The sequence below is a fragment of the Nitrospiraceae bacterium genome, assembly GCA_021373015.1.
Classification (GTDB): Bacteria; Nitrospirota; Thermodesulfovibrionia; order Thermodesulfovibrionales; family UBA1546; genus JAJFTJ01.
Genome location: JAJFTJ010000018.1, coordinates 90471 through 109734 on the forward strand (window position 1 = coordinate 90471; position 19264 = coordinate 109734).

A 19264-nucleotide genomic window follows, 5' to 3' on the forward strand; every position below is an offset into this window, starting at 1 on the left:
ATCAGGCAAGCTCCTTAACTATCTTTTTAAACTGTTCACCTCTGTCTTCAAAACTTTTGAACATATCGAAGCTTGCGCATGCAGGGGACAAGAGAACCACATCTCCTTTTGAAGCGGAGTTTCTAGAGATTATGACTGCATCCATGAGAGTATCTGCAAATTTGGCATCAGTGATATTCCCAAGGGCTTTTTTTATTTTTCCCCTTGCCTCGCCAATCAATACAAGTGTTTTCACTTTTTCTCTTACAAGCTTCCTTAGCACAGAAAAATCTCCTGCCTTATCCCTTCCTCCTGCAATCAAGATTACTGGTTTTGAAAAACCTTCAAGTGATTTTTCAACTGCGCCTACATTTGTCCCCTTAGAATCATTTATATAAGTAACGCCTTCCAGCTCTCGTACAAATTCAAGTCTGTGCTCAAGCCCTGCGAATTCACGCAGTGTTTTTACAACTGCATTTGCAGGGCATTTTGCAAGGAGAGCCATGGCCGAAGCAGCCATGGCATTCTCCAGGTTGTGGACGCCTTTAATCTTTATTTCTTCAGCAGATATAAGCTTGTTATCAGAGACTCCCAAATCAATTTCAGGAAGATTGCAGAATATAAATCCATCTTTAAAATAAAGACCTTTAACTTTCTCTTTTCTGCTGAAGAAAAATATATCAGGAAAAGTTTTCTCGTCTCTTGAACCGATTTTTCCTTTATAAGCATTCATTGTTTCCGCATCATCTGCATTCAAAACAAGATAATCTTCTTTCCTCTGATTTAGAAATATCATTGCTTTTGAGTCTCTGTATTCATCCATTGATTTATATCTGTCCAGATGGTCTGGAGTTATATTCAAAATCACTGCGCCTTTTGGTCTGAAGGTCTCGATAGTATCGAGTTGGAAATTAGAAACCTCTGCAACAATACAGTCAGTGCTGTTTATTTTTTTATTAGCGCTGAGCATTTTGAAAAGTTCTTCGGTAAGAGCATTTCCAATATTCCCTCCGCACAAAGAATTAACACCTGCATTCTTAAACATGAGGTCAAGTAGTGTTGTTGTAGTTGATTTGCCGTTAGTTCCGGTTATTGCAAAGAACGGAATTTCTTGATTTATTATCTGAAATGCAAGCTCAAGTTCACCGATAATCTTTATTCCCTTTCCCCTGGCTTTTTTCAAAGGCGCAATATCCAGAGAGACCCCAGGACTTATCACTGCAATATCCGCCTGATAGATAAGTTCATCAGGATGTCCGCCAAGGCTTAACTTTATAGAAGGCAGAAGATTTTTGGTGTATTTGCTTAATTCTGTCTCTGATTTTTTGTCAGTTACAGTAACCTGAGCACCCATGTATGCAAGCAGATTAGCAGCGCCTGCTCCGCTCCTTGCCAGTCCAAAAACAACGATTTTTTTATCCTTTACATTCATTTTTTCCGTTCCCCGAAATTGTAGTGCCTTTTATCTTCACGCCTTTTCCAGAATAATTATTCTCATCTTTCTGATCCACGCCAGTATCTCTATACTTTTTCTTTGTTTTTATTTTTTTATTGCTGTAATTTTTATAAACTGTTTTTTTAGTCCCCTGCATATAATCAGCTTTTGTAAAATAGACCATTGGCTGTTCATTATTTGCAAGCACATCCACTCCCTTTGCCAAAAGTTTTTCTGTTTCATGCCAGAGAGTATTCCTGTTGGGCGCGCCAAGAATAGCTACAATTATTGTTTCTCCGTTTCTCTCGCCTGCATAAACAAAACAATGTCTTGCAGCCTTTGTATAACCTGTCTTGCCTCCAAGGGCTCCCTCATCAGACCACAAAAGCATATTTGTGTTTTCAAGCATAACTGCCCTTCCCTCTGACATCAATATCTCTGTTTTTTTTGTTTTAAGTATCTCCCTTATTTCAGGATACTTAAGTGAATATCTCATTATCTTTGCTAAATCATAAGCTGTTATCTGCTGGCCTTTTCCCGGAAGTCCTGTTGTATTAATAAATTTTGTATGGGCTGCGCCTATAGAGGAAACTTTTTTATTCATTAGATCAACAAATCCCGCCTCAGAGCCTGAAACTCCCTCTGCAAGTGCAAATGCTGCATCATTTGCTGACATGAGAAGCGCTGCATAGAGCAGTGTGCCGATCAGAACACTTTCGCCTGCCTTGAATTTCTGTTCATTGTCTCTGTATTTCAAAGGTATCTTTGCTGCTTTTTCGCTTATGACGACAGTATCATTCATATTTTTTCTGTCAAGTGTCACCATAGCCGTGACAAGTTTTGTTGTACTTGCAGGAAGAAGCTTGAGATTAGGATTCTTTGCAAATAATATTCTTCCTGTTGATGCCTCCATGACCAAAGCAGCTTTTGACGATATGTCCTGTGCATATGCTGTTGAAAATAAAAAAGTAAAAATCAGGAATGCAAAAACAAAAATAATAATAATAATTTTCTCGCTGATTTTAATTTTTGGTTTTTTAATCTTTATTTTATCTTTCATAATTACCTCACCTTAAGCGTTGCCAGACTCAGGAGTGCAAGCACTATCCCGACTATCCAGAATCTGACTATTACTTTTGATTCAGGCCACCCTTTTAATTCAAAGTGATGATGTATGGGCGCCATTTTGAATATTCTTTTCCCTGTCAGCTTGAATGATGCGACCTGAAAAACTACTGAAAGAGTTTCTATTACAAAAATCCCTCCTACGACTGCAAGAACAAGTTCCTGCTTTGTTACTACAGCAAGTGTTCCAAGCAGGCCTCCCAAGGAAAGCGAGCCTGTATCTCCCATAAATATTTCAGCAGGGTATGAGTTGTACCATAAAAACCCAAGCGATGCTCCGAATATTGCGCCGCAGAATACTGTAAGCTCTCCTGTGCTAGGAAGATAAAGCACCTGAAGGTATTGCGAGAACTTGACATTTCCTGAGATATAAACAAGTATCCCTGTGCCAAGCACAGCAACAGCAACAAGTCCTGAGGCAAGACCGTCTATTCCATCTGTCAGATTCACTGCATTTGAAGAGCCTACTATAACAAGAATAGAGAATGGGATATAAAAAAGTCCCAGATCAAAAAGCCATTTCTTGAAAAAAGGGATGCTCAGAACATCATTGAATGGATCTTTTGGGTCTGTATACAAAAAAATACTTACCGCAAGTGCAATAAGTACCTGGATCCCGAATTTATATCTTGCGCTCAGGCCGTTGGAATTCTTCTTTGAGATCTTAAGATAATCATCGATAAATCCTATTGTCCCGAATCCTGCGAGTGAAAAAATCATTACCCATATATATTTATTCGTGAGATCAGCCCATAACAATACTGTGCCTAATATTGCGATAAGAATTATAAGCCCGCCCATAGTTGGAGTTCCTGCTTTTCCCGCATGCATCTTTGGACCATCGTCTCTTATCTGCTGCGTAAGACTATAAGTCTTCAGTTTTTTGATTATTTTGGGAGCAATTATAAATGTAATGACCATTGCTGTTGCCATTGCAAGCGCTGTTCTGAAAGTTATATATCTGAAAACATTTAATGGTGAAATTACCTCATGAAGACTGTAAAGCAGGCTATAAAGCATCCTCTTCCCCCTTGTTAACAAGAACTCTTTCCATCTTCATCCCTCTTGATCCTTTTATAAGAACAGTGTCGCCAGGATTAAGAATATTTCTCAAGGCTTCCGCAGCTTCTTGGGAACCAGAAACCATTATTGTCTGTCTCCCTGATCTGGCAAATGCAGAGCCAGCCACCGACATTAGCGGACCAACTGCTATAAATATATCTATGGGAAGTTCGCACATTAGTTCTCCTGTTTTTCTGTGCGCATCTTCAGCATATGCACCAAGTTCAAGCATGTCGCCAAGAACTGCTATGGTTCTTTTTTTCTTCATTCTTGAAAGTTCTTTTAATGCCTTTTCCATCGATAATGGATTTGCATTGTAAACATCACTTATAACCGTTGCTCCAAAAATGTCTTTTATCTCAAGCCTCATCGGAAGTCCGGTGAAAGATTCTATGCCTTCTTTGATCAGGTATGGAGGAAGATTAAACATATCGCCTATTGCTGCAGCTGCAAGCGCATTATAGATATTAAACTCACCGGGGACATTTAATTTGACTTCTGTATATTTCGACCCCTCAACTGAAAGATAAAAACTTGAATATCTTTCATTCACAACAATATCTTTTGCATGAATATCCGCATTATCTTCTATTCCATATGTAGTAATCCTGCCTTTGTAATCAGCTTTATAAATTCCTTCCATAAGAAAAGAATCATCTGCATTAACCGCAATCCCTTTAACTGTTTTTAGGATTTCCAGTTTTGTATTTCTTATATTTTCAAGACTCTCAAATCCTTCAAGATGTGCCTCTCCAATATTTGTAATTACACCATAGTCAGGCTCTGCAATCCTGCACAACTCTTTGATGTCTCCAATCATGCTTGCACCCATTTCAAGAACAACAACTCCGTATTCGTCGGTCAAATTTGTAAGGCTGAGAGGGAGACCGATATGGTTATTCAGATTCCCTGCATTTTTAAGGACTTTATATCTTGTGCCAAGTACAGAAGCGATAAGTTCTTTTGTTGTTGTCTTGCCGTTTGTGCCTGTAATTCCAACAACAGGCACACCCTTATTTATGCGTATGTAATGCGCTATATCCTGAAGCGCTTTCAGTGTGTTATTTACATATATAATTGTTTTTCCTTTAACCGGTTCTGCAGGCGGGATGCTCACGATAGCGCCGCTTGCTGTTTCAAGCGCTTTATAAAGAAAATCATGACCGTTAAAGTTCAAGCCTTTCAAGGCAATAAAAAGTTCATTGCTCTTGATTGTTCTTGAATCAATTGAAATTCCTGCAAACACAGGAGAGTTCCCATTGCCGTAGATTATCTTTCCATTTGTTGCCTTGATAATGTCATCTATTTTTAATATATTCATAATCAATGTCTCAAACACTTTTAAATCTCTCTTTTATCGCTTTTTCAGCTTCCTCTCTGTCGCTGAACTTATGTCTTATGCCTTTTATCTCCTGATAGTCCTCATGCCCCTTGCCTGCAATAAGAAGGATGTCATTCTTCTCTGCCATGCTTACTGCTTTTTTTATTGCCTTCCTCCTGTCAGGTTCTATTAAATAATTCTTTTTAGTCATGCCTTTTTCTATTTCGTTAATTATTTCTATTGGATCTTCGTTTCTTGGATTATCAGACGTTATGACAACATAGTCGCTTAGTCTTGCAGCCTCTTCTCCCATCTTAGGTCTCTTGCCCTTGTCTCTATTGCCGCCGCATCCAAATACAGTTATTATCTTTCCATTGCGCTCAGCATTTTTCATTAGTTCCTTTGCAGTGATGATCAACCTTTGAAGCGCATCATCTGTATGAGCATAATCAACAATACACAAAAATTCCTGTCCGGCATCGACCTTCTCAAATCTGCCTCTGACAGAATGCATTTGTCTTATGCCTTCTGTTATTAAATCCCACGAGATATTAAAGCTGAGAGCAGCGCCTGCAGCTGCAAGTATGTTATAGATATTATGTATCCCGCTTAAGGCTGATTCGATGTTGTGAGATTCATACTCAAAGTTAATCTTGAACCTCAATCCCTCAAAAGAATCTTTAACATCATACGCAATAATATCCGCACCTTTTGCCATTCCGTAAGTAAGCATCTTATTTTTTGTCATCCCAATTAGTTTTTTTCCATAAACATCGTCAAAATTTATTACTGCACTCCCGTTATCTAAAAGAAGTTCGTTGAATAGTCTTTTTTTTGCATCAAAATAATCTTCCATTGTTATATGAAAATCCAGATGATCCCTCGTAAGATTCGTGAATACAGCACACTTGAAATGCGTGTAATCAACACGCCGCTGTGCAAGCGCGTGCGATGATACTTCCGTGACAACATCGCTGCATCCTGTTTCGGCCATATTCTTTAATATTGATTGGAACTCAATGGCCTCTGGAGTTGTGTGAGGCGCTTCATAGCATTTCTCCCTGACAATATAATTTATTGTTCCTATGAGACCTGCAGTTCTGCCTGCTGCCTCAAGTATTGATTTCATAATATAAGTTGTAGTTGTTTTCCCATTCGTGCCTGTAATCCCTATTACATTCAATCTTTCTGATGGTCTTTCGTAAAAATTGTTTGATATGAATGCAAGCGCATCTCTGCTGTTTTTTACGTTAATTAACACTGATTTCTCGAAAGTTTTTTCCATGCCTTCATCCAGCGACTCATATACAACTGCAGCTGCGCCTTTATTTATCGCATCTGAAATAAACCTGTGTCCGTCAGATTTTTCCCCTTTTATCGCAATAAACAACTCTCTCTCTTTTACTTTCCTGGAATCATAGGCTAAACCTGATATCTCGATATCAGTGTCCCCCTGTATCTTTTTTGTCTTCATATCTTTAATAAGCATCTTTAATTTCATTCTATTTTAAAAAATCTCCTGACATCTATTTTTTATAAACAACCATAAGATTTTTCTGATCTTGATCATCTTCAGGCACATTAAGATATGAAAGTGCCTGTTTTGTTATCTCCTTAAAAACTGGAGCAGCAACAACACCGCCGTATATCTGACCTTTGGGCTCATATACAACGACTATGAGCGCTATTCTGGGATTGTCTGCCGGAACAAATCCAACAAAGGAACTTACATATTTTTCTTTTGAATATCTGCGCGTTCTAGGGTCAATTATTTGCGCTGTTCCTGTTTTCCCTGCAACCTTGCTGCCTTTTACAGATGCGCTTTTTCCTGTGCCGCCTTCTTCTGCAACAGTTTTTAATATTTCTTTAAAAGTATCTGCTGTCTGTTTTGAAATAACGGCTCTTTTGTCTTCTTGCGGAAATTTGTAAACAAGATTACCATCCGGAGTTCTTATCTCCGAGACTACATGCGGAGTTACAAGCATGCCTCCATTAGCTATTGTGGAATATGCTCTTAAAACCTGAAGAGGAGTTACTGCAACTTCCTGTCCTATGGATATAGAACCTATAGAACCTTGCGACCACTTTGCAATCGGCCTTATTAAACCTGATACTTCTCCTGGCAGATCTATTCCTGTTTTTTCTCCGAACCCGAATTTCTTTGTATAATTATAAAGTTTTTCCTTTCCTAACTTCATCCCCAGCATTACAGATCCGATATTGGAAGACTTCTGGATTACTTCCTTGAATGTGAGAATACCATTTTTATGGGAATCGTGTATAACAGCATTTCCCATATTGATTTCACCTTTTCTACAGTCAAATTTGGTATTCAGGTTAACGAGTTTTTCCTCCAGTACAGCTGTGCCAACAATTATCTTGAACGTGGAACCAGGCTCATAAAGATCAGTTATTGCCCTGTTCCTTTTCTCTTGGTCTTTTGCTTTCAAGGCATTATTCGTGTCATATGAAGGTCTGTTAGCAAGCGCCAGTATCTCTCCTGTGAGCGGATCCATCATTATGGCTGTTGCAGCCTTTGCCTTCCACTGAAGCATGGCATTATCAAGTTCTTTTTCTGTTATATACTGTAATCCCTCGTCTATGGTCAGGGTAAGATTATTTCCCTTTGATTCAATATCCTTGCCTGTAGAAAGTATTCTTCCTTTGGCATCACGTGAGACAAAAATTTTCCCTCCTGGTGTTTTTAGAAACTTATCGTATTTAAGCTCAACACCTTCTAGCGCTTGATTGTCAATGCCGACCGTGCCAATTACATGAGCGGCGAGTCGGCCATTTGGATAGAGTCTTTTTGAATCACGCATAAAACTCACACCCTTTATATCCATCTCTTTTATCTTTGCCGCCATATCAGGCTCAATCTTTCTTTCTATCCAGACAAATCTTCCGTTCGTGGAAAATTTCGCCATTATAGCCTTCGGGTTCTTGTTTATAACCTTTGAGATATTGTAAGCAGCAGTCTTGGGTGACGCTATTGTATCAGGGTCACAGTACAGCGATTCCACTTCAACATTAACGCCAAGTTCTCTTCCCCTCCTGTCAAAGATCAAGCCTCGTCTTACCTGTATGTCTTCTGATTTAAGTTGCTGCATATTTGCTTTTGCTGCAAGTCTTTGATGATCAAGAACCATCAGGTCGACCAGACGAAAAAATACCGCAACAAAGCCAAAAACTATTGCGGTATTAAGGATTATGGCTCTCTTTCTCATTAATATATATTTCCTTTATATTTAATTCTCAGATGTTTTCCTCCCGTCAAATGACGTCTGCTGCGGTATGAATTTTTCACCTTTCTTTACATACACAACTTTTGTTCTGTCAGGAAAGACAAGCGCCAGTTTGCCGCCGGTTTTTTCTTTAAGATTTTGTATAGACAACAATCCGGCTTTCTCAGCCATCAATGATTTTCTTTCTTTGAGCTCTGCCATTTTTTTATTATCGAGTTCAGCAATCGTGTATTCGACTGTCCTGACATTTGACCTAAGCCACACAATCATAAAAATTCCAAATAAGAGAACAACTACTAAAATTGGGAAAACAAAATATGAAAAAATGTTTCTCTGATGAACATTAATCATAATTTTTCCGCTCCTCTGAGTTTTGCGCTCCTTGCCGAGGGATTTGACTTTGTCTCCACATATGATGGAGCCAGAGGTTTTTTTGTTAAAATGTTAAATACGCCTTGTTTGCTTTTATCACGCAGAAAGTTCTTAACTATCCTGTCCTCAAGCGAATGATAGGAAATAACGCAAAGTCTACCGCTTTTTTTTAAAATTCCTTCTGATGAATCAAGCCCTTTTTTAAGTTCATTCAATTCATCATTTACTGCAATTCTTAAGGCCTGGAATGTTCTTGTTGCGGGATGAATTCTTCCTCTTCCCCCATATGCGCGGCTGACCAGATTTGCAAGCTCCAAACATGTGTCTATTTTTTTCTTCTTTCTATTCTCCACGATCCATCTTGCTATCTTTCTGGATAATCTTTCTTCGCCATATTCCCACAGGATATCTGTTATCTCTGCTTCAGAATATTTATTAACAATATATTGAGCTGTCAGTTCCTGTGTTTTATCCATTCTCATATCAAGAGGCTCATCAGAAAGGAAACTGAAACCTCGCTCTGGAGTTTTCAGATGAAACATTGACGTCCCGATGTCAAACAATATTCCGTCAACTTTCCCTGCTCCTGTTTCATTGACAAGTTTGGTTATCTCTGAGAATTTTCCCTTCTTCAAGACAAGCCTTTTGTCATTCAGCTTGCTCATGCTTTTGCTAAGGGCTTCCTCATCTCTGTCAATTCCGATGATCCTGCCCTCTCCGAGATATTTGAGTATCTCTTCTGTATGTCCGCCGAGTCCGACTGTTGCATCAACATATACCCCCCCAGGCTCTGGCTTCAGCAACATAACCACCTCCCTCAACATAACAGGGAGATGAACTATATCCACAGCTAACAACTCCTAAAGACCATAACCAACCAGTCTTTCTTCAACAGCTTTTTTGTCTATCTTTGAAGGATCCACCATTGCATCCCATTCTTTCCTGTCCCACAGCTCAATCTTTTCTATTTGGCCGACTATAACAACATCGCTGCTGATCGAGGAGTCTTCCCTGTGGGCAGCGGGAATAAGTATTCTTCCCTGTTTGTCTATCTCCGCTTCAACAGCAGATGCAATAACCCTTCTCATAAAAAATTTGACTGCCTCATCCATCTTCGGCATTGACCTTACTTTTTCTTCAAGTCTCGCCCATTCTTCTGAAGGATAAATATTCAGACATTTGTCGAATGCAGAATTAACAATATAAAGTTTTGAGCTGTAATTAGCAGAAATGATTTCCCTGAAAAGAGCAGGTATGATTATTCGGCCCTTTGGGTCAAGTGTGTAATAATATTTACCTGAAAAAGCAGGCATCTCCTCCACCTTCTACCACTTTTTACCACTAATATATGCTTAGAGAGGGTGCTTGTCAATAGGGAAAATGGATAAAATTACGGTGTCACTATATTTTGTGTTAGCTAAATATTACAGCCACAATATACAGATATTTATCAAGCAGATTTTTGTGAGAAATCAAAAAAATTACAGATTAATCCTCATACTCTCTTAACTTCTTTTCTGACAATCCAAAATAATGTCCTACTTCGTGAATAAGAGTTTGCTGTATCTGTCTCATTAATTCTTGCTCACTCGAACAAATGCTCTCAATATTTCTCTGAAAAAGAGTTATCTTATCAGGCAAGGGATATATAACTGCAAAAAAACTTCTTTTCTCAGGATACGGCACGCCGCTGAACTGTCCCAGAAGAAGCTCGCCTCTTTTTAAACCATGATTTTCTTCCTTGCCCGGATAGTCTTCTACAAAAATCGTGATATTAGTAAAATATTTTTTATATTCTTCAGGCAGTGTCTCCACTGCCTTTTCAGCAAACATTTGAAAATATTCTCTGCTGACTTTAAAGCCCATATTATATTTTACCTTAAGAACAAAAAATGGAGACAGCAGGCAATTCAACCTGCTGTCTCCATCAGCTGACATTCAAGACAAGTTATTTCTTTTTGCCTTCTTTTATATCTTGTCTTAGTTCTTTCTGCTCCGCTCTAATCTGCTGTCTGCATTTTTGCATCTCTGTTGGTGTTTTTGCAGCTGTCACACATGCCTTTGCATCCTGAAGAATTTTAATCCTCTCGTCAATGATCGACAAAAAATTTGCCTTTCTGTCTTCAAATGTCAGTCCTGCCTTAGTCTTGGCACCAGACGGACCCTTTTGCCCCTGCCCAGGCATCTGAGCAAAAACAGCTACAGAAATTCCAAACACGAAAATGATTGCTATTAAAAGCGCTGTCAACTTTCTCACCTGTATCACCTCCTTATTTACTTGCTTTATTATCATTTATACCACAAAAAAATTATAGTATATTCACAGTGCAATTAAAAGCTGAAAAAATTGGAATTTGTAATATTAGCCATGTTTGGGTATACTATACATTCAATAAAATTAATAAATTCAAGAGGCTACAAAGATGAAAAACAAAGTTTATCTTATCGATGTAACAAATAGGGACGGAGTTCAGACATCAAGGATACTTCTTCCCAAGCTCTCAAAGACAATGCTTAACATTTATCTTGATGAGATGGGAGTTTACCAAAGCGAGATCGGCTTCCCTACTCTGAAGCACGAAGTTAACTATATAAATGCCAATTTGGAACTCGCAAAAAGAGGCGGGATCAAGAGAATCCACCTTGAAGGATGGTGCAGGGCAGTACCGGAAGACATAAAACTTACTTTAAAAAATTGTCCTGACATAAAACATCTGAATATATCGATATCTACATCAGAGATAATGATCCAAGGAAAATTTCAGGGCAAAAAAACCTTTAAAGACGTAACAAAAACAGCTATTGAGGCTGTGAAACTTGCCAAAGAATTAGGCGCTGAAACTGTGGGACTGAATGCCGAAGATGCATCCAGAACAGAACTCGACAGATTAATAGAATTCGTTCTTGCAGGAAAAGACGCCGGAGCAGACAGATTCAGATACTGCGACACATTAGGAACAGATGACTCTATAACAATCTATGAACGAATAAAGGCCCTTGCTATGGCAACAAAATTCCCTATAGAAATGCACTGCCACAATGATCTCGGGATGGGTGAAGCTGTGTCAGTCGCAGGTGCGCAGGGCGCGCTTGAAGGCGGTGTTGACACATACATAAACACAACTATTAACGGATACGGAGAACGCTGCGGAAACTGCGATCTTGTATCAACCATATTGGCGCTAAAATTTTCTCATGGCCTGAGCAAAAAAATTCATCTTGATGAACACGTAGATCTCAAAAAAGCATGGAGAATCGCAAAATATGCATCCTATGCTTTTAATCTTCCAATACCTATAAATCAGCCTGGAGTCGGTTCAAATGCATTTGCGCACGAATCAGGGATTCATGCTGACGGCGCCCTAAAAGACAGAAGAAACTATGAACTGTATGATCCTGAAGATGTTGGAAGAGGAGAACCTGAACTTCTAGAGACCGGAAGAATAATAACTACTGGCGAATACGGCGGGATAAAGGGATTCAGACACGTGTATGACAAGCTGGGGATAGCATTTAGCGATGACAATGAAGCAAGAAGAGTTCTAGAACTTGTTCAATATGCAAACCTCCATACACAGAAACCTCTTACTGACGATGAACTTAAGTTCATAGCAACTTATCCAGATATTGCAAAACAGATAATGATTGTTAACGCTTAAAACTAAGTGGTCGAGGATTTAAGTTTCTGAATTCACTTTTAAATCCTCGGCTGTTTGATCCTAAATTCGATTAAACTAAGTTCAAGGAGATCTCTTCAATGTATAAAATAACCCTTATCCCAGGAGACGGCGTAGGACCTGAGATTTCAGACGCAACAACCCGAGTGATAGAAGCAACAGGCGTAAAAATAGAATGGGACGTCCAGAATGCAGGAGAAGAAGTTTATCAAAAAGAAGGCAGCCCGCTTCCTCAGCGCGTAATCGACTCTATAAGAAAAAATGAAATTGCGATTAAAGGTCCTGTTACAACACCTGTTGGGAAGGGATTCAGAAGCGTAAATGTTGCCTTAAGACAGGAACTGGATCTTTATTGCTGCCTGAGGCCTTGCAAAAGCTTTAAGGGCGTACGCTCCAGATACGAAAATATAGATCTTGTTATTGTCAGGGAAAATACAGAAGACTTGTATGCTGGAATCGAATTTCAAAAAGGCTCAGACGAAACAAAAAAACTTATTGAATTTATAAAAACCTCTACAAAAAATAATATAAGGGATGATTCTGGCATAAGCATTAAACCAATATCTGTTTATGGCACTGAAAGAATAGTAAAATTTGCTTTCGAATACGCAAGAAAGAACAAAAGAAAGAAGGTCACATCAGTGCACAAAGCAAATATAATGAAATTTTCTGACGGTCTTTTTCTTGAAGTTTCAAGAAATGTGGCTGCAAAATATCCTGACATAGAATTTGAAGACAGGATTGTGGACAACATGTGCATGCAGCTGGTGCAGAAGCCGGAACTTTATGATGTCATTGTACTGCCTAATCTATACGGTGACATACTCTCAGACCTTGCCGCAGGTTTGATTGGTGGGCTTGGTCTTGCCCCAGGCGCAAATATCGGAGATAAGATAGCAGTATTCGAGCCGACACACGGCAGCGCTCCAAAATACAAAGGCTTGAACAAGATTAATCCAATTGCTATGATGCTCTCAGGAGTTATGATGTTGAGACATCTTAATGAATCAAATGCCGCACAAAAACTTGAGAATGCAATTGCAAGCGTTATAGAGGAAGGGAAACACGTAACCTATGACATGAAGTCAAGGCCTGACGACCCAGGCGCTGCAAAAACATCAGAAGTCGCTGATGAAATCATTAAGAAACTAAAACAATAGGATGGAACTTAATATTATATTTCTTCTTTTCGTCGTTGCATTTTCGCTTTTCGCGATAGCAATACTTTCGAGTTCTGAATCCTCTTTCATTGCTGTAAACAAGATCCGCATAAGAAATCTTCTTGAGAAAGGCGATAAAAGAGCAAAGGTTGTTCAGAAGATACTCGACGAACATGACAAGCTCTTCAGTGCCGTAATCCTGTCAGGAAATCTTTTTACAGTGCTTGCAACCTCAATAGGAACAGCACTGGCTCTTGAATATTTTGGAGAAGACGGGATAATCATAGCAACAATAGTGATGACATTTCTCACAGTTGTTTTTGGAGAACTTGCACCCAAAACCTTTGCAGTGACTTATGCCGAAAAGGTCTCTTTGTTCCTCGCAACACCCCTTGAGATTTATATTAAAATCTTATCTCCTCTCGTATGGATATTTAAAGTATCATCTAACTTCATCATCAAATTATTCGGCGGAGAAGCAAGGCCTGTATCAGCCCTTATTACAGAAGAAGAGATAAAGACAATGATAAAGATCGGTGAAGAAGAAGGCACGCTTGAAACAGAAGAAAAAGAGATGCTGCATAATGTATTTAAGTTCGGAGACAAGGTCGTCACAGAAGTAATGGTCCCACGTACAGAAATAGTCTCGATACCTTTTGATGGGACTGTTGACGATGCATTAAAACTTGTTTCCAAAGAAGGGTATTCTCGTTATCCTGTTATCATGGAAAACATAGACAACATCGTAGGCATTCTCTATGTAAAAGATATACTGATAAAAGCCTCTAAGAAAAACATACAGAAAAACCTGTCAATAAAAGATCTTGTAAGAGAAGCCTATTACATTCCTGAAAACAAAATGGCTACTGAGCTTCTTGATGAGATGCAGAAAAATAAATTCCAGATCGCGATAATCGTTGATGAATACGGAGGGACTTCTGGGTTAATAACACTCGAAGATATCATTGAGGAAATCGTCGGAGGACTTCAGGACGAATTCGAGGGAATGGAATCAGAAAAAGAAGTTGAAGTTATCGACGAAAGAACTTTTATAGTTGCCGGTCAGACAGGCATCGATGAAGTAAATGAGCTCGTCGGGACTGAAGTTTTAACAGGCGATTTTCATACAATCGGAGGATTTGTTTTCGGGTTATTCAGAAGACTTCCTAAAATAGGCGAGCAGGTCAGATATCACAATCTCCGTTTTCTCATACTGGAAATGGAAGACAAGAAAATAGCAAAACTCAAGATTACAAAAATTTAATCTGCCCATTATCGTCTTCTATTCTTTTCTCACTGAACTGATTTTGAGCATACCGTTTTCTAATATAAAATCCGCATAAAGTTTTTGAGTGATTATCTTCCCCTGCTTTTTGCCTTTTGATATGAGTTCCATATTCCAGACAATGACTCCGCTTGCCTTATCACCTTTCTGTGTTAAATTCACAAGTTTGTAATCCAAGGCCTTGAAGTTAAATCTCTTCCATTGTTCAATCTGTTGCTGCCTCCTGTTTTGAGATTTGAGATATTGTTTTGTATATCTTGATTCCCACAATTTTATATCGCCTCTAAAGTTAGCGCTTTTTATGTCTTCGAGCAGGGCAATTACATGTTCTTTCTCGATTGAAGCTTTGCTTATGTTCTCTTTTTGTGTTCCGCTTATTATCTGCACCTGCTCCCTGTAAAAATTCGCAATGAAATAAAATGAAATGCCGAGTGAAATCAAAACCGAAAATAAAAACAAAAAAAAGATTCTCTTAATTTTCTTCAACCGGAAATAATGACGGGACTTCTTCCCGGACATGATATTCATAAGCGCTTTTTTTACATTCAGTTCGGAAACAAGCATATCACGATAACGGCCATTTGCAGTCAGAAACCAGAAAAAACTCTGTTTGGGGATATTGTTTATTTTTAAAACAAGATTCGATATATCAGCCTCAACCTTCCTTTTTAGGTTATAAAGCATTGCCTTGATCTTCTCTGTTTTTTTTGCAATGTCATCTATCTCTGTCTCTTTCTTCTCAAAATCATTTATGTAATCAGAATAATCCATGTCTGATTTCTTGCCCTGAAGTTCAGTAAATGTCTTTTGCTTGTTTGCCAGTCTTTTTTCGAGCTGAAATTTTTCATGAAGCAACGCTGATATGAACTTGCTTTCTATGTCAGCTTTCAAAGAATCTATCTTTACATCCTCCAGCTTTTCACCTCTCAGGTCATCTTTAAGCGTTTTCTTTTTTACTGCTTTCTTCTCAGAAGAATCCTGTTCCTGCATCTCTATTGGTTCAAGCATAACCGAGCATGATTCACAATAGCCGGTATCAAGGGAAAATTCCTTAAGACACTTCGGGCACTGCATTATGATTTTAAGGGTCGGTTCCATGATCACATAGGGCTTATTTCAATAGACTTTTTATCTGTTTCCGGTGTTTTATCAATAATCTTTGATTTTGAACTTTTACCTAAATGCAAAAAAACCGGTTCTAGCATCTTTCTGATTATTAATATCTGCTCAGAGCGGGCTATCTGATTGTCTTCAAGCTGGAAATTAACTGCCTGCCACCATAGTATCCTTCCGTCAATTGATGAAACCAGCTGAAGTACGATCTCATTATTACCTCCGCTGCTCAGAATAACTCCGTTGAGAACAGCATCTGACTGCAATGATCTACCTATTCTGCTCAGGATTTCCACCCTGTTATCAGGCTTAAGGTTTGAGATGTCCTTTTTATTTTCCTTTACCGCTCTTTCAGTTTTTTCATTTGAAATCACTGAGGTCTTTGATTTGGATAAAAGCACATTGTATGTGACATTCTTCCAATTATATTTATCTCCGTAAAATGGCAAGACTGCAATTGACCCGACATCTTCCAACAAATTTTTCTCAAACACAGGAAGGCTGTTTTTAAGTTCTCCAGCGCCAATTCCCTGCTGAGTCTTGGTTGATGCGCAGGATGCAAAAAGCATAGGCAAAACAAAAATCCATCCATACAAATAGATTTTTCGCATATACACATTTTATAATAAAACTGTTAAAATTTTTTAAATAAATTTTATTCTTTGATTATAATTTGATTATAAGAGGTGATTTTTGAAGATACAATTTTTAGGTGCAGCCAAAACAGTAACAGGAAGCTGTTTCTTTCTTGAAACAGCAGAGACTAAAATACTTGTCGATTGTGGGATGTTTCAGGGAAATAATTCACATACAACCAACAAAAATCCATTTTCTTTTAATCCATCAGAAATCGAATATCTTTTACTGACACATGCGCATATGGACCATAGCGGAATGATACCAAAACTTGTTAAGGAAGGCTTTAGGGGAGATATCATATCAACTCCTGCAACATTAGATCTTGTTAAGCCTATGCTTCTTGATTCTGCACACATTCAGGAGTCAGATGCTGCATGGCTTACAAGAAAGGCATTGCGTTCAGGCGGAGAACCTGTCGAACCTCTTTACACAACTGCAGATGTTGAAGAAGCCCTGAAATTCTTTAAAGGAGTTCCATACAGACAGATTGAACACAAAGGAAAGGGAATCACATTCAGATTTGTTGATGCCGGTCATATACTGGGATCATCCAGCCTTGAACTCTGGTTTCAGGATAGTCCGCAGAAAAAGAAAATTCTCTTCTCAGGCGACATTGGGAAAAAAGGCAATCCTATAATGCATGACCCGGCAATTACATCTGATGCTAATTATATTGTGATCGAATCAACCTATGGCAACAGACTTCACAGAAATTTTGACGATACTGTTAATGAGCTTGCTGAAGCAATAAAGACAACATTCACCAGAGGAGGCAATGTCATAATCCCTGCATTCGCAGTTGGAAGAACTCAGGATCTTCTCTATGTGTTGAATCAACTCGTCCGCGAAAAGAGACTTTATAAAATTAATGTATATATCGACAGTCCGTTGGCTGAAGAGATAACAAAAAAATATCTTTCGCATCCAGAACTCTATGATGAAGAAGCAAAGAGTCTTCTTAATCAGGGTCTTTCTGATGGCATAAAGATTACATTTACACATTCAGTCGAGGAATCAATGGCTCTGAATAAAATAAAATCTCGGGCAATAATCATTGCAGGAAGCGGAATGTGCGAAGGAGGAAGAGTACAGCATCATCTTAAGCATAATCTCTGGAGGTCCGAGAGCAGTGTTATATTCACAGGATTTCAGGCAAAGGGAACATTAGGCAGGAAGATTGTTGATGGTTCAAGGGTTGTGCCTGTGCTTGGAGAAAACATTGCTGTCAGGGCAAGGATATACACACTTGGAGGATTCTCTGCACATGCAGACCAGAAAGAACTTCTCGAGTGGCTCGAGGAATTCAAAGATCATCCTGAGATATTCGTTGTGCATGGTGAAGAGGAAACAGCCTTAAAGTTCGCTGAATTAATAAAAGAACGCTTCGGCTTTAAAACCCATGTTCCTGATAAAGGAGAGATTTTTGAGTTGTGATCTTATTTTACCCTTGCCCCTGCCTTGACTTCTCTTTCAGGAGAAATCACAGAAAGCTTTCCTTCGTCATCAGATGCGGCAAGAAGCATTCCTTGAGATTCAACACCCATAAGTTTTGCAGGCTCGAGATTTGCTACAACGACAATAGACTTGCCGATAAGTTCTTCAGGCGCATATGCCTTGCCGATTCCTGCCACTATCTGCCTTTCCTCGCCTGTATCTACCTTCATTACAATTAATTTATTAGAGCCTTCCACCCTGTTTGCTTCTAACACCTTACCGATCTTCAATTCAATCTTTGTAAAATCCTCAATCGTGATCACTACTGCCTCCTAAATTTTCTTCTTAAAGCTTCTTCAACAACTTGAGGAACAAGTCCCTTTACTGTGCCTCCGAATGATGCAATTTCTTTAATTATAGTTGACGTAAGGAATGTATATTCTTCAGACGGCATCATGAACACAGTCTCGACAGAGAGGTTCAGTCTTCTGTTCATCAGAGCCATCTGAAATTCATATTCGAAATCAGATATAGCCCTTAAGCCCCTTATTATGCTGAGTCCGCTTCTTGCTTTTACATAGTCAATAAGCAGACCGTCGAATTTTTCCACTCTTACATTTTTGCAATTTTTGAAAACATCTTTTATGATTTCCAGTCTCTCTTCAACTGTGAATAACGGCTGTTTTTTCTGGGCTGTGGTGATCGCAACAATCACCTCATCAAATATTCTGAGCCCTCTTTTGATAATATCAATGTGGCCGTTTGTTATCGGGTCAAATGTGCCCGGGCATACCGCTACCTTATTCATTCTGCCTTCCTAAACAAAGTTAATGTTGTATCACCGTATTTATAAGTCTTCTTCTGCCTGAGATTCCCTGTCTCTTCAGACAATTTCTTTTTTGAATGATGCTCGGCAATGATTATACCATCATCGCTAAGCATCTGGCCATCAGACAAAATCTCCATTATATTATCAAGCTCATTCGAATGATAAGGCGGATCAACAAAGATCACATCAGCCTTCATGCCTTCATCAATCGCATTTCTTATAAAATCATCTGCGCAAGAACATGTAACATCTGCTTTGTCAGCGCAATTGTACTTATCGATCATCTTTTGAATATACGAAGATCTTTTTCTGTCTGTCTCGATAAAAAAAACCTTTGCCGCTCCTCTGCTTATTGCTTCGATGCCAACTGCGCCTGTCCCTGCATACAGGTCAATGAATATAAACCCTTCGTGAATCCCTGCAATTATGTTGAATATCGATTCCCTTACCTTTGCCGAAGTAGGCCTTAATGAGTCTTGATCATTAGAAGAAGTCTTTCTTTTTTTTGAGCTTATCTTTCTGCCTTTAAACTCTCCGCCTGATATTCGCAGTTTCATATATTTATTCTATCGGAAATATTTGTGTTGA

Annotated in this window: 20 protein-coding genes; 4 read left to right on the top strand and 16 right to left on the bottom strand. The window is 38.8% G+C overall.

Going from position 1 to position 19264, the window contains the following annotated elements; genetic code table 11:
- Position 1: 1 nt before the first annotated feature.
- The 11 genes from murD to LLF28_07685 form a co-directional block, all read right to left on the bottom strand.
- Positions 2–1411 carry a UDP-N-acetylmuramoyl-L-alanine--D-glutamate ligase gene (gene murD, locus LLF28_07635; protein ID MCE5195298.1) on the bottom strand — a complete coding sequence of 470 codons (1410 nt, stop codon included), beginning with the start codon at positions 1409–1411 and terminating at the stop codon, positions 2–4.
- Positions 1395–2474 carry a D-alanyl-D-alanine carboxypeptidase gene (locus LLF28_07640; protein MCE5195299.1) on the bottom strand — a complete coding sequence of 360 codons (1080 nt, stop codon included), beginning with the start codon at positions 2472–2474 and terminating at the stop codon, positions 1395–1397. The genes murD and LLF28_07640 overlap by 17 nt, the downstream gene beginning before the upstream one ends.
- Before the next feature lie 2 nt (positions 2475–2476).
- Positions 2477–3559 carry a phospho-N-acetylmuramoyl-pentapeptide-transferase gene (gene mraY / locus LLF28_07645; GenBank protein ID MCE5195300.1) on the bottom strand — a complete coding sequence of 361 codons (1083 nt, stop codon included), beginning with the start codon at positions 3557–3559 and terminating at the stop codon, positions 2477–2479.
- Complete coding sequence (locus LLF28_07650) at positions 3549–4922, bottom strand: UDP-N-acetylmuramoyl-tripeptide--D-alanyl-D-alanine ligase (protein MCE5195301.1); 1374 nt, start codon at positions 4920–4922, stop codon at positions 3549–3551. Before LLF28_07650 ends, mraY begins: the two co-directional genes overlap by 11 nt.
- Before the next feature lie 10 nt (positions 4923–4932).
- A complete protein-coding gene (locus LLF28_07655; protein ID MCE5195302.1) occupies positions 4933–6423 on the bottom strand; it encodes a UDP-N-acetylmuramoyl-L-alanyl-D-glutamate--2,6-diaminopimelate ligase in 1491 nt (496 codons plus the stop codon).
- A 25-nt stretch (positions 6424–6448) separates the two neighbouring features.
- Positions 6449–8149, bottom strand: coding sequence for a penicillin-binding protein 2 (locus tag LLF28_07660; GenBank protein ID MCE5195303.1), 1701 nt, complete (start codon positions 8147–8149; stop codon positions 6449–6451).
- 21 nt (positions 8150–8170) lie between these two features.
- Positions 8171–8518, bottom strand: a complete 348-nt coding sequence (locus tag LLF28_07665) for a hypothetical protein (protein MCE5195304.1) — start codon at positions 8516–8518, stop codon at positions 8171–8173.
- A complete protein-coding gene (rsmH, locus tag LLF28_07670) occupies positions 8515–9387 on the bottom strand; it encodes a 16S rRNA (cytosine(1402)-N(4))-methyltransferase RsmH (protein MCE5195305.1) in 873 nt (290 codons plus the stop codon). The genes LLF28_07665 and rsmH overlap by 4 nt, the downstream gene beginning before the upstream one ends.
- A 12-nt stretch (positions 9388–9399) precedes the next feature.
- A complete protein-coding gene (gene mraZ / locus LLF28_07675; GenBank protein ID MCE5195306.1) occupies positions 9400–9852 on the bottom strand; it encodes a division/cell wall cluster transcriptional repressor MraZ in 453 nt (150 codons plus the stop codon).
- Positions 9853–10027: 175 nt separating this feature from the next.
- Positions 10028–10372, bottom strand: coding sequence for a metallopeptidase family protein (locus LLF28_07680; GenBank protein MCE5195307.1), 345 nt, complete (start codon positions 10370–10372; stop codon positions 10028–10030).
- A gap of 115 nt (positions 10373–10487) precedes the next feature.
- On the bottom strand, positions 10488–10796 hold the full coding sequence (locus LLF28_07685) for a hypothetical protein (protein MCE5195308.1): 309 nt from the start codon (positions 10794–10796) through the stop codon (positions 10488–10490).
- Between the two features lie 166 nt (positions 10797–10962).
- Here LLF28_07685 and LLF28_07690 point away from each other — a divergent pair, with 166 nt between their 5' ends.
- The 3 genes from LLF28_07690 (at position 10963) to LLF28_07700 (ending at position 14640) form a co-directional block, all read left to right on the top strand.
- Positions 10963–12198, top strand: a complete 1236-nt coding sequence (locus tag LLF28_07690; protein MCE5195309.1) for a hypothetical protein — start codon at positions 10963–10965, stop codon at positions 12196–12198.
- Between the two features lie 98 nt (positions 12199–12296).
- Positions 12297–13376 carry an isocitrate/isopropylmalate dehydrogenase family protein gene (locus tag LLF28_07695; protein MCE5195310.1) on the top strand — a complete coding sequence of 360 codons (1080 nt, stop codon included), beginning with the start codon at positions 12297–12299 and terminating at the stop codon, positions 13374–13376.
- 1 nt (position 13377) lies between these two features.
- Positions 13378–14640 (top strand): hemolysin family protein, encoded by a 1263-nt coding sequence (locus LLF28_07700; GenBank protein MCE5195311.1) that lies wholly within the window; start codon positions 13378–13380, stop codon positions 14638–14640.
- A gap of 18 nt (positions 14641–14658) precedes the next feature.
- On the opposite strand, the gene LLF28_07705 is transcribed toward LLF28_07700, so the two are convergent.
- A complete protein-coding gene (locus LLF28_07705) occupies positions 14659–15759 on the bottom strand; it encodes a hypothetical protein (GenBank protein ID MCE5195312.1) in 1101 nt (366 codons plus the stop codon).
- A 2-nt stretch (positions 15760–15761) separates the two neighbouring features.
- The gene (locus LLF28_07710; protein MCE5195313.1) at positions 15762–16349 is read right to left on the bottom strand and encodes a hypothetical protein; all 588 of its coding nucleotides are present in this window, start codon (positions 16347–16349) and stop codon (positions 15762–15764) included.
- 118 nt (positions 16350–16467) lie between these two features.
- Here LLF28_07710 and LLF28_07715 point away from each other — a divergent pair, with 118 nt between their 5' ends.
- Positions 16468–17847, top strand: coding sequence for an MBL fold metallo-hydrolase (locus LLF28_07715; GenBank protein ID MCE5195314.1), 1380 nt, complete (start codon positions 16468–16470; stop codon positions 17845–17847).
- A 2-nt stretch (positions 17848–17849) separates the two neighbouring features.
- On the opposite strand, the gene metG is transcribed toward LLF28_07715, so the two are convergent.
- The 3 genes from metG to rsmD are packed head-to-tail and all read right to left on the bottom strand — an operon-like array spanning position 17850 to position 19233.
- Positions 17850–18170: a methionine--tRNA ligase subunit beta gene (gene metG / locus LLF28_07720; protein ID MCE5195315.1), complete on the bottom strand. Its 321-nt coding sequence runs from the start codon at positions 18168–18170 to the stop codon at positions 17850–17852.
- Positions 18170–18655 carry a pantetheine-phosphate adenylyltransferase gene (gene coaD / locus LLF28_07725; protein MCE5195316.1) on the bottom strand — a complete coding sequence of 162 codons (486 nt, stop codon included), beginning with the start codon at positions 18653–18655 and terminating at the stop codon, positions 18170–18172. Before coaD ends, metG begins: the two co-directional genes overlap by 1 nt.
- Positions 18652–19233 (bottom strand): 16S rRNA (guanine(966)-N(2))-methyltransferase RsmD, encoded by a 582-nt coding sequence (gene rsmD / locus LLF28_07730; GenBank protein MCE5195317.1) that lies wholly within the window; start codon positions 19231–19233, stop codon positions 18652–18654. The genes coaD and rsmD overlap by 4 nt, the downstream gene beginning before the upstream one ends.
- Between the last annotated feature and the right edge of the window lie 31 nt (positions 19234–19264).

Coding starts and splice junctions, on each gene's coding strand:
- coaD (MCE5195316.1), bottom strand. CDS start 18,655: ATGAATAAGGTAGCGGTATGCCCGGGCACATTTGACCCGATAACAAAC.
- LLF28_07690 (MCE5195309.1), top strand. CDS start 10,963: ATGAAAAACAAAGTTTATCTTATCGATGTAACAAATAGGGACGGAGTT.
- LLF28_07665 (MCE5195304.1), bottom strand. CDS start 8,518: ATGATTAATGTTCATCAGAGAAACATTTTTTCATATTTTGTTTTCCCA.
- LLF28_07655 (MCE5195302.1), bottom strand. CDS start 6,423: ATGAAATTAAAGATGCTTATTAAAGATATGAAGACAAAAAAGATACAG.
- LLF28_07650 (MCE5195301.1), bottom strand. CDS start 4,922: ATGAATATATTAAAAATAGATGACATTATCAAGGCAACAAATGGAAAG.
- rsmD (MCE5195317.1), bottom strand. CDS start 19,233: ATGAAACTGCGAATATCAGGCGGAGAGTTTAAAGGCAGAAAGATAAGC.
- mraY (MCE5195300.1), bottom strand. CDS start 3,559: ATGCTTTATAGCCTGCTTTACAGTCTTCATGAGGTAATTTCACCATTA.
- LLF28_07660 (MCE5195303.1), bottom strand. CDS start 8,149: ATGAGAAAGAGAGCCATAATCCTTAATACCGCAATAGTTTTTGGCTTT.
- LLF28_07700 (MCE5195311.1), top strand. CDS start 13,378: ATGGAACTTAATATTATATTTCTTCTTTTCGTCGTTGCATTTTCGCTT.
- LLF28_07640 (MCE5195299.1), bottom strand. CDS start 2,474: ATGAAAGATAAAATAAAGATTAAAAAACCAAAAATTAAAATCAGCGAG.
- murD (MCE5195298.1), bottom strand. CDS start 1,411: ATGAATGTAAAGGATAAAAAAATCGTTGTTTTTGGACTGGCAAGGAGC.
- LLF28_07705 (MCE5195312.1), bottom strand. CDS start 15,759: ATGGAACCGACCCTTAAAATCATAATGCAGTGCCCGAAGTGTCTTAAG.
- LLF28_07680 (MCE5195307.1), bottom strand. CDS start 10,372: ATGTTTGCTGAAAAGGCAGTGGAGACACTGCCTGAAGAATATAAAAAA.
- mraZ (MCE5195306.1), bottom strand. CDS start 9,852: ATGCCTGCTTTTTCAGGTAAATATTATTACACACTTGACCCAAAGGGC.
- LLF28_07695 (MCE5195310.1), top strand. CDS start 12,297: ATGTATAAAATAACCCTTATCCCAGGAGACGGCGTAGGACCTGAGATT.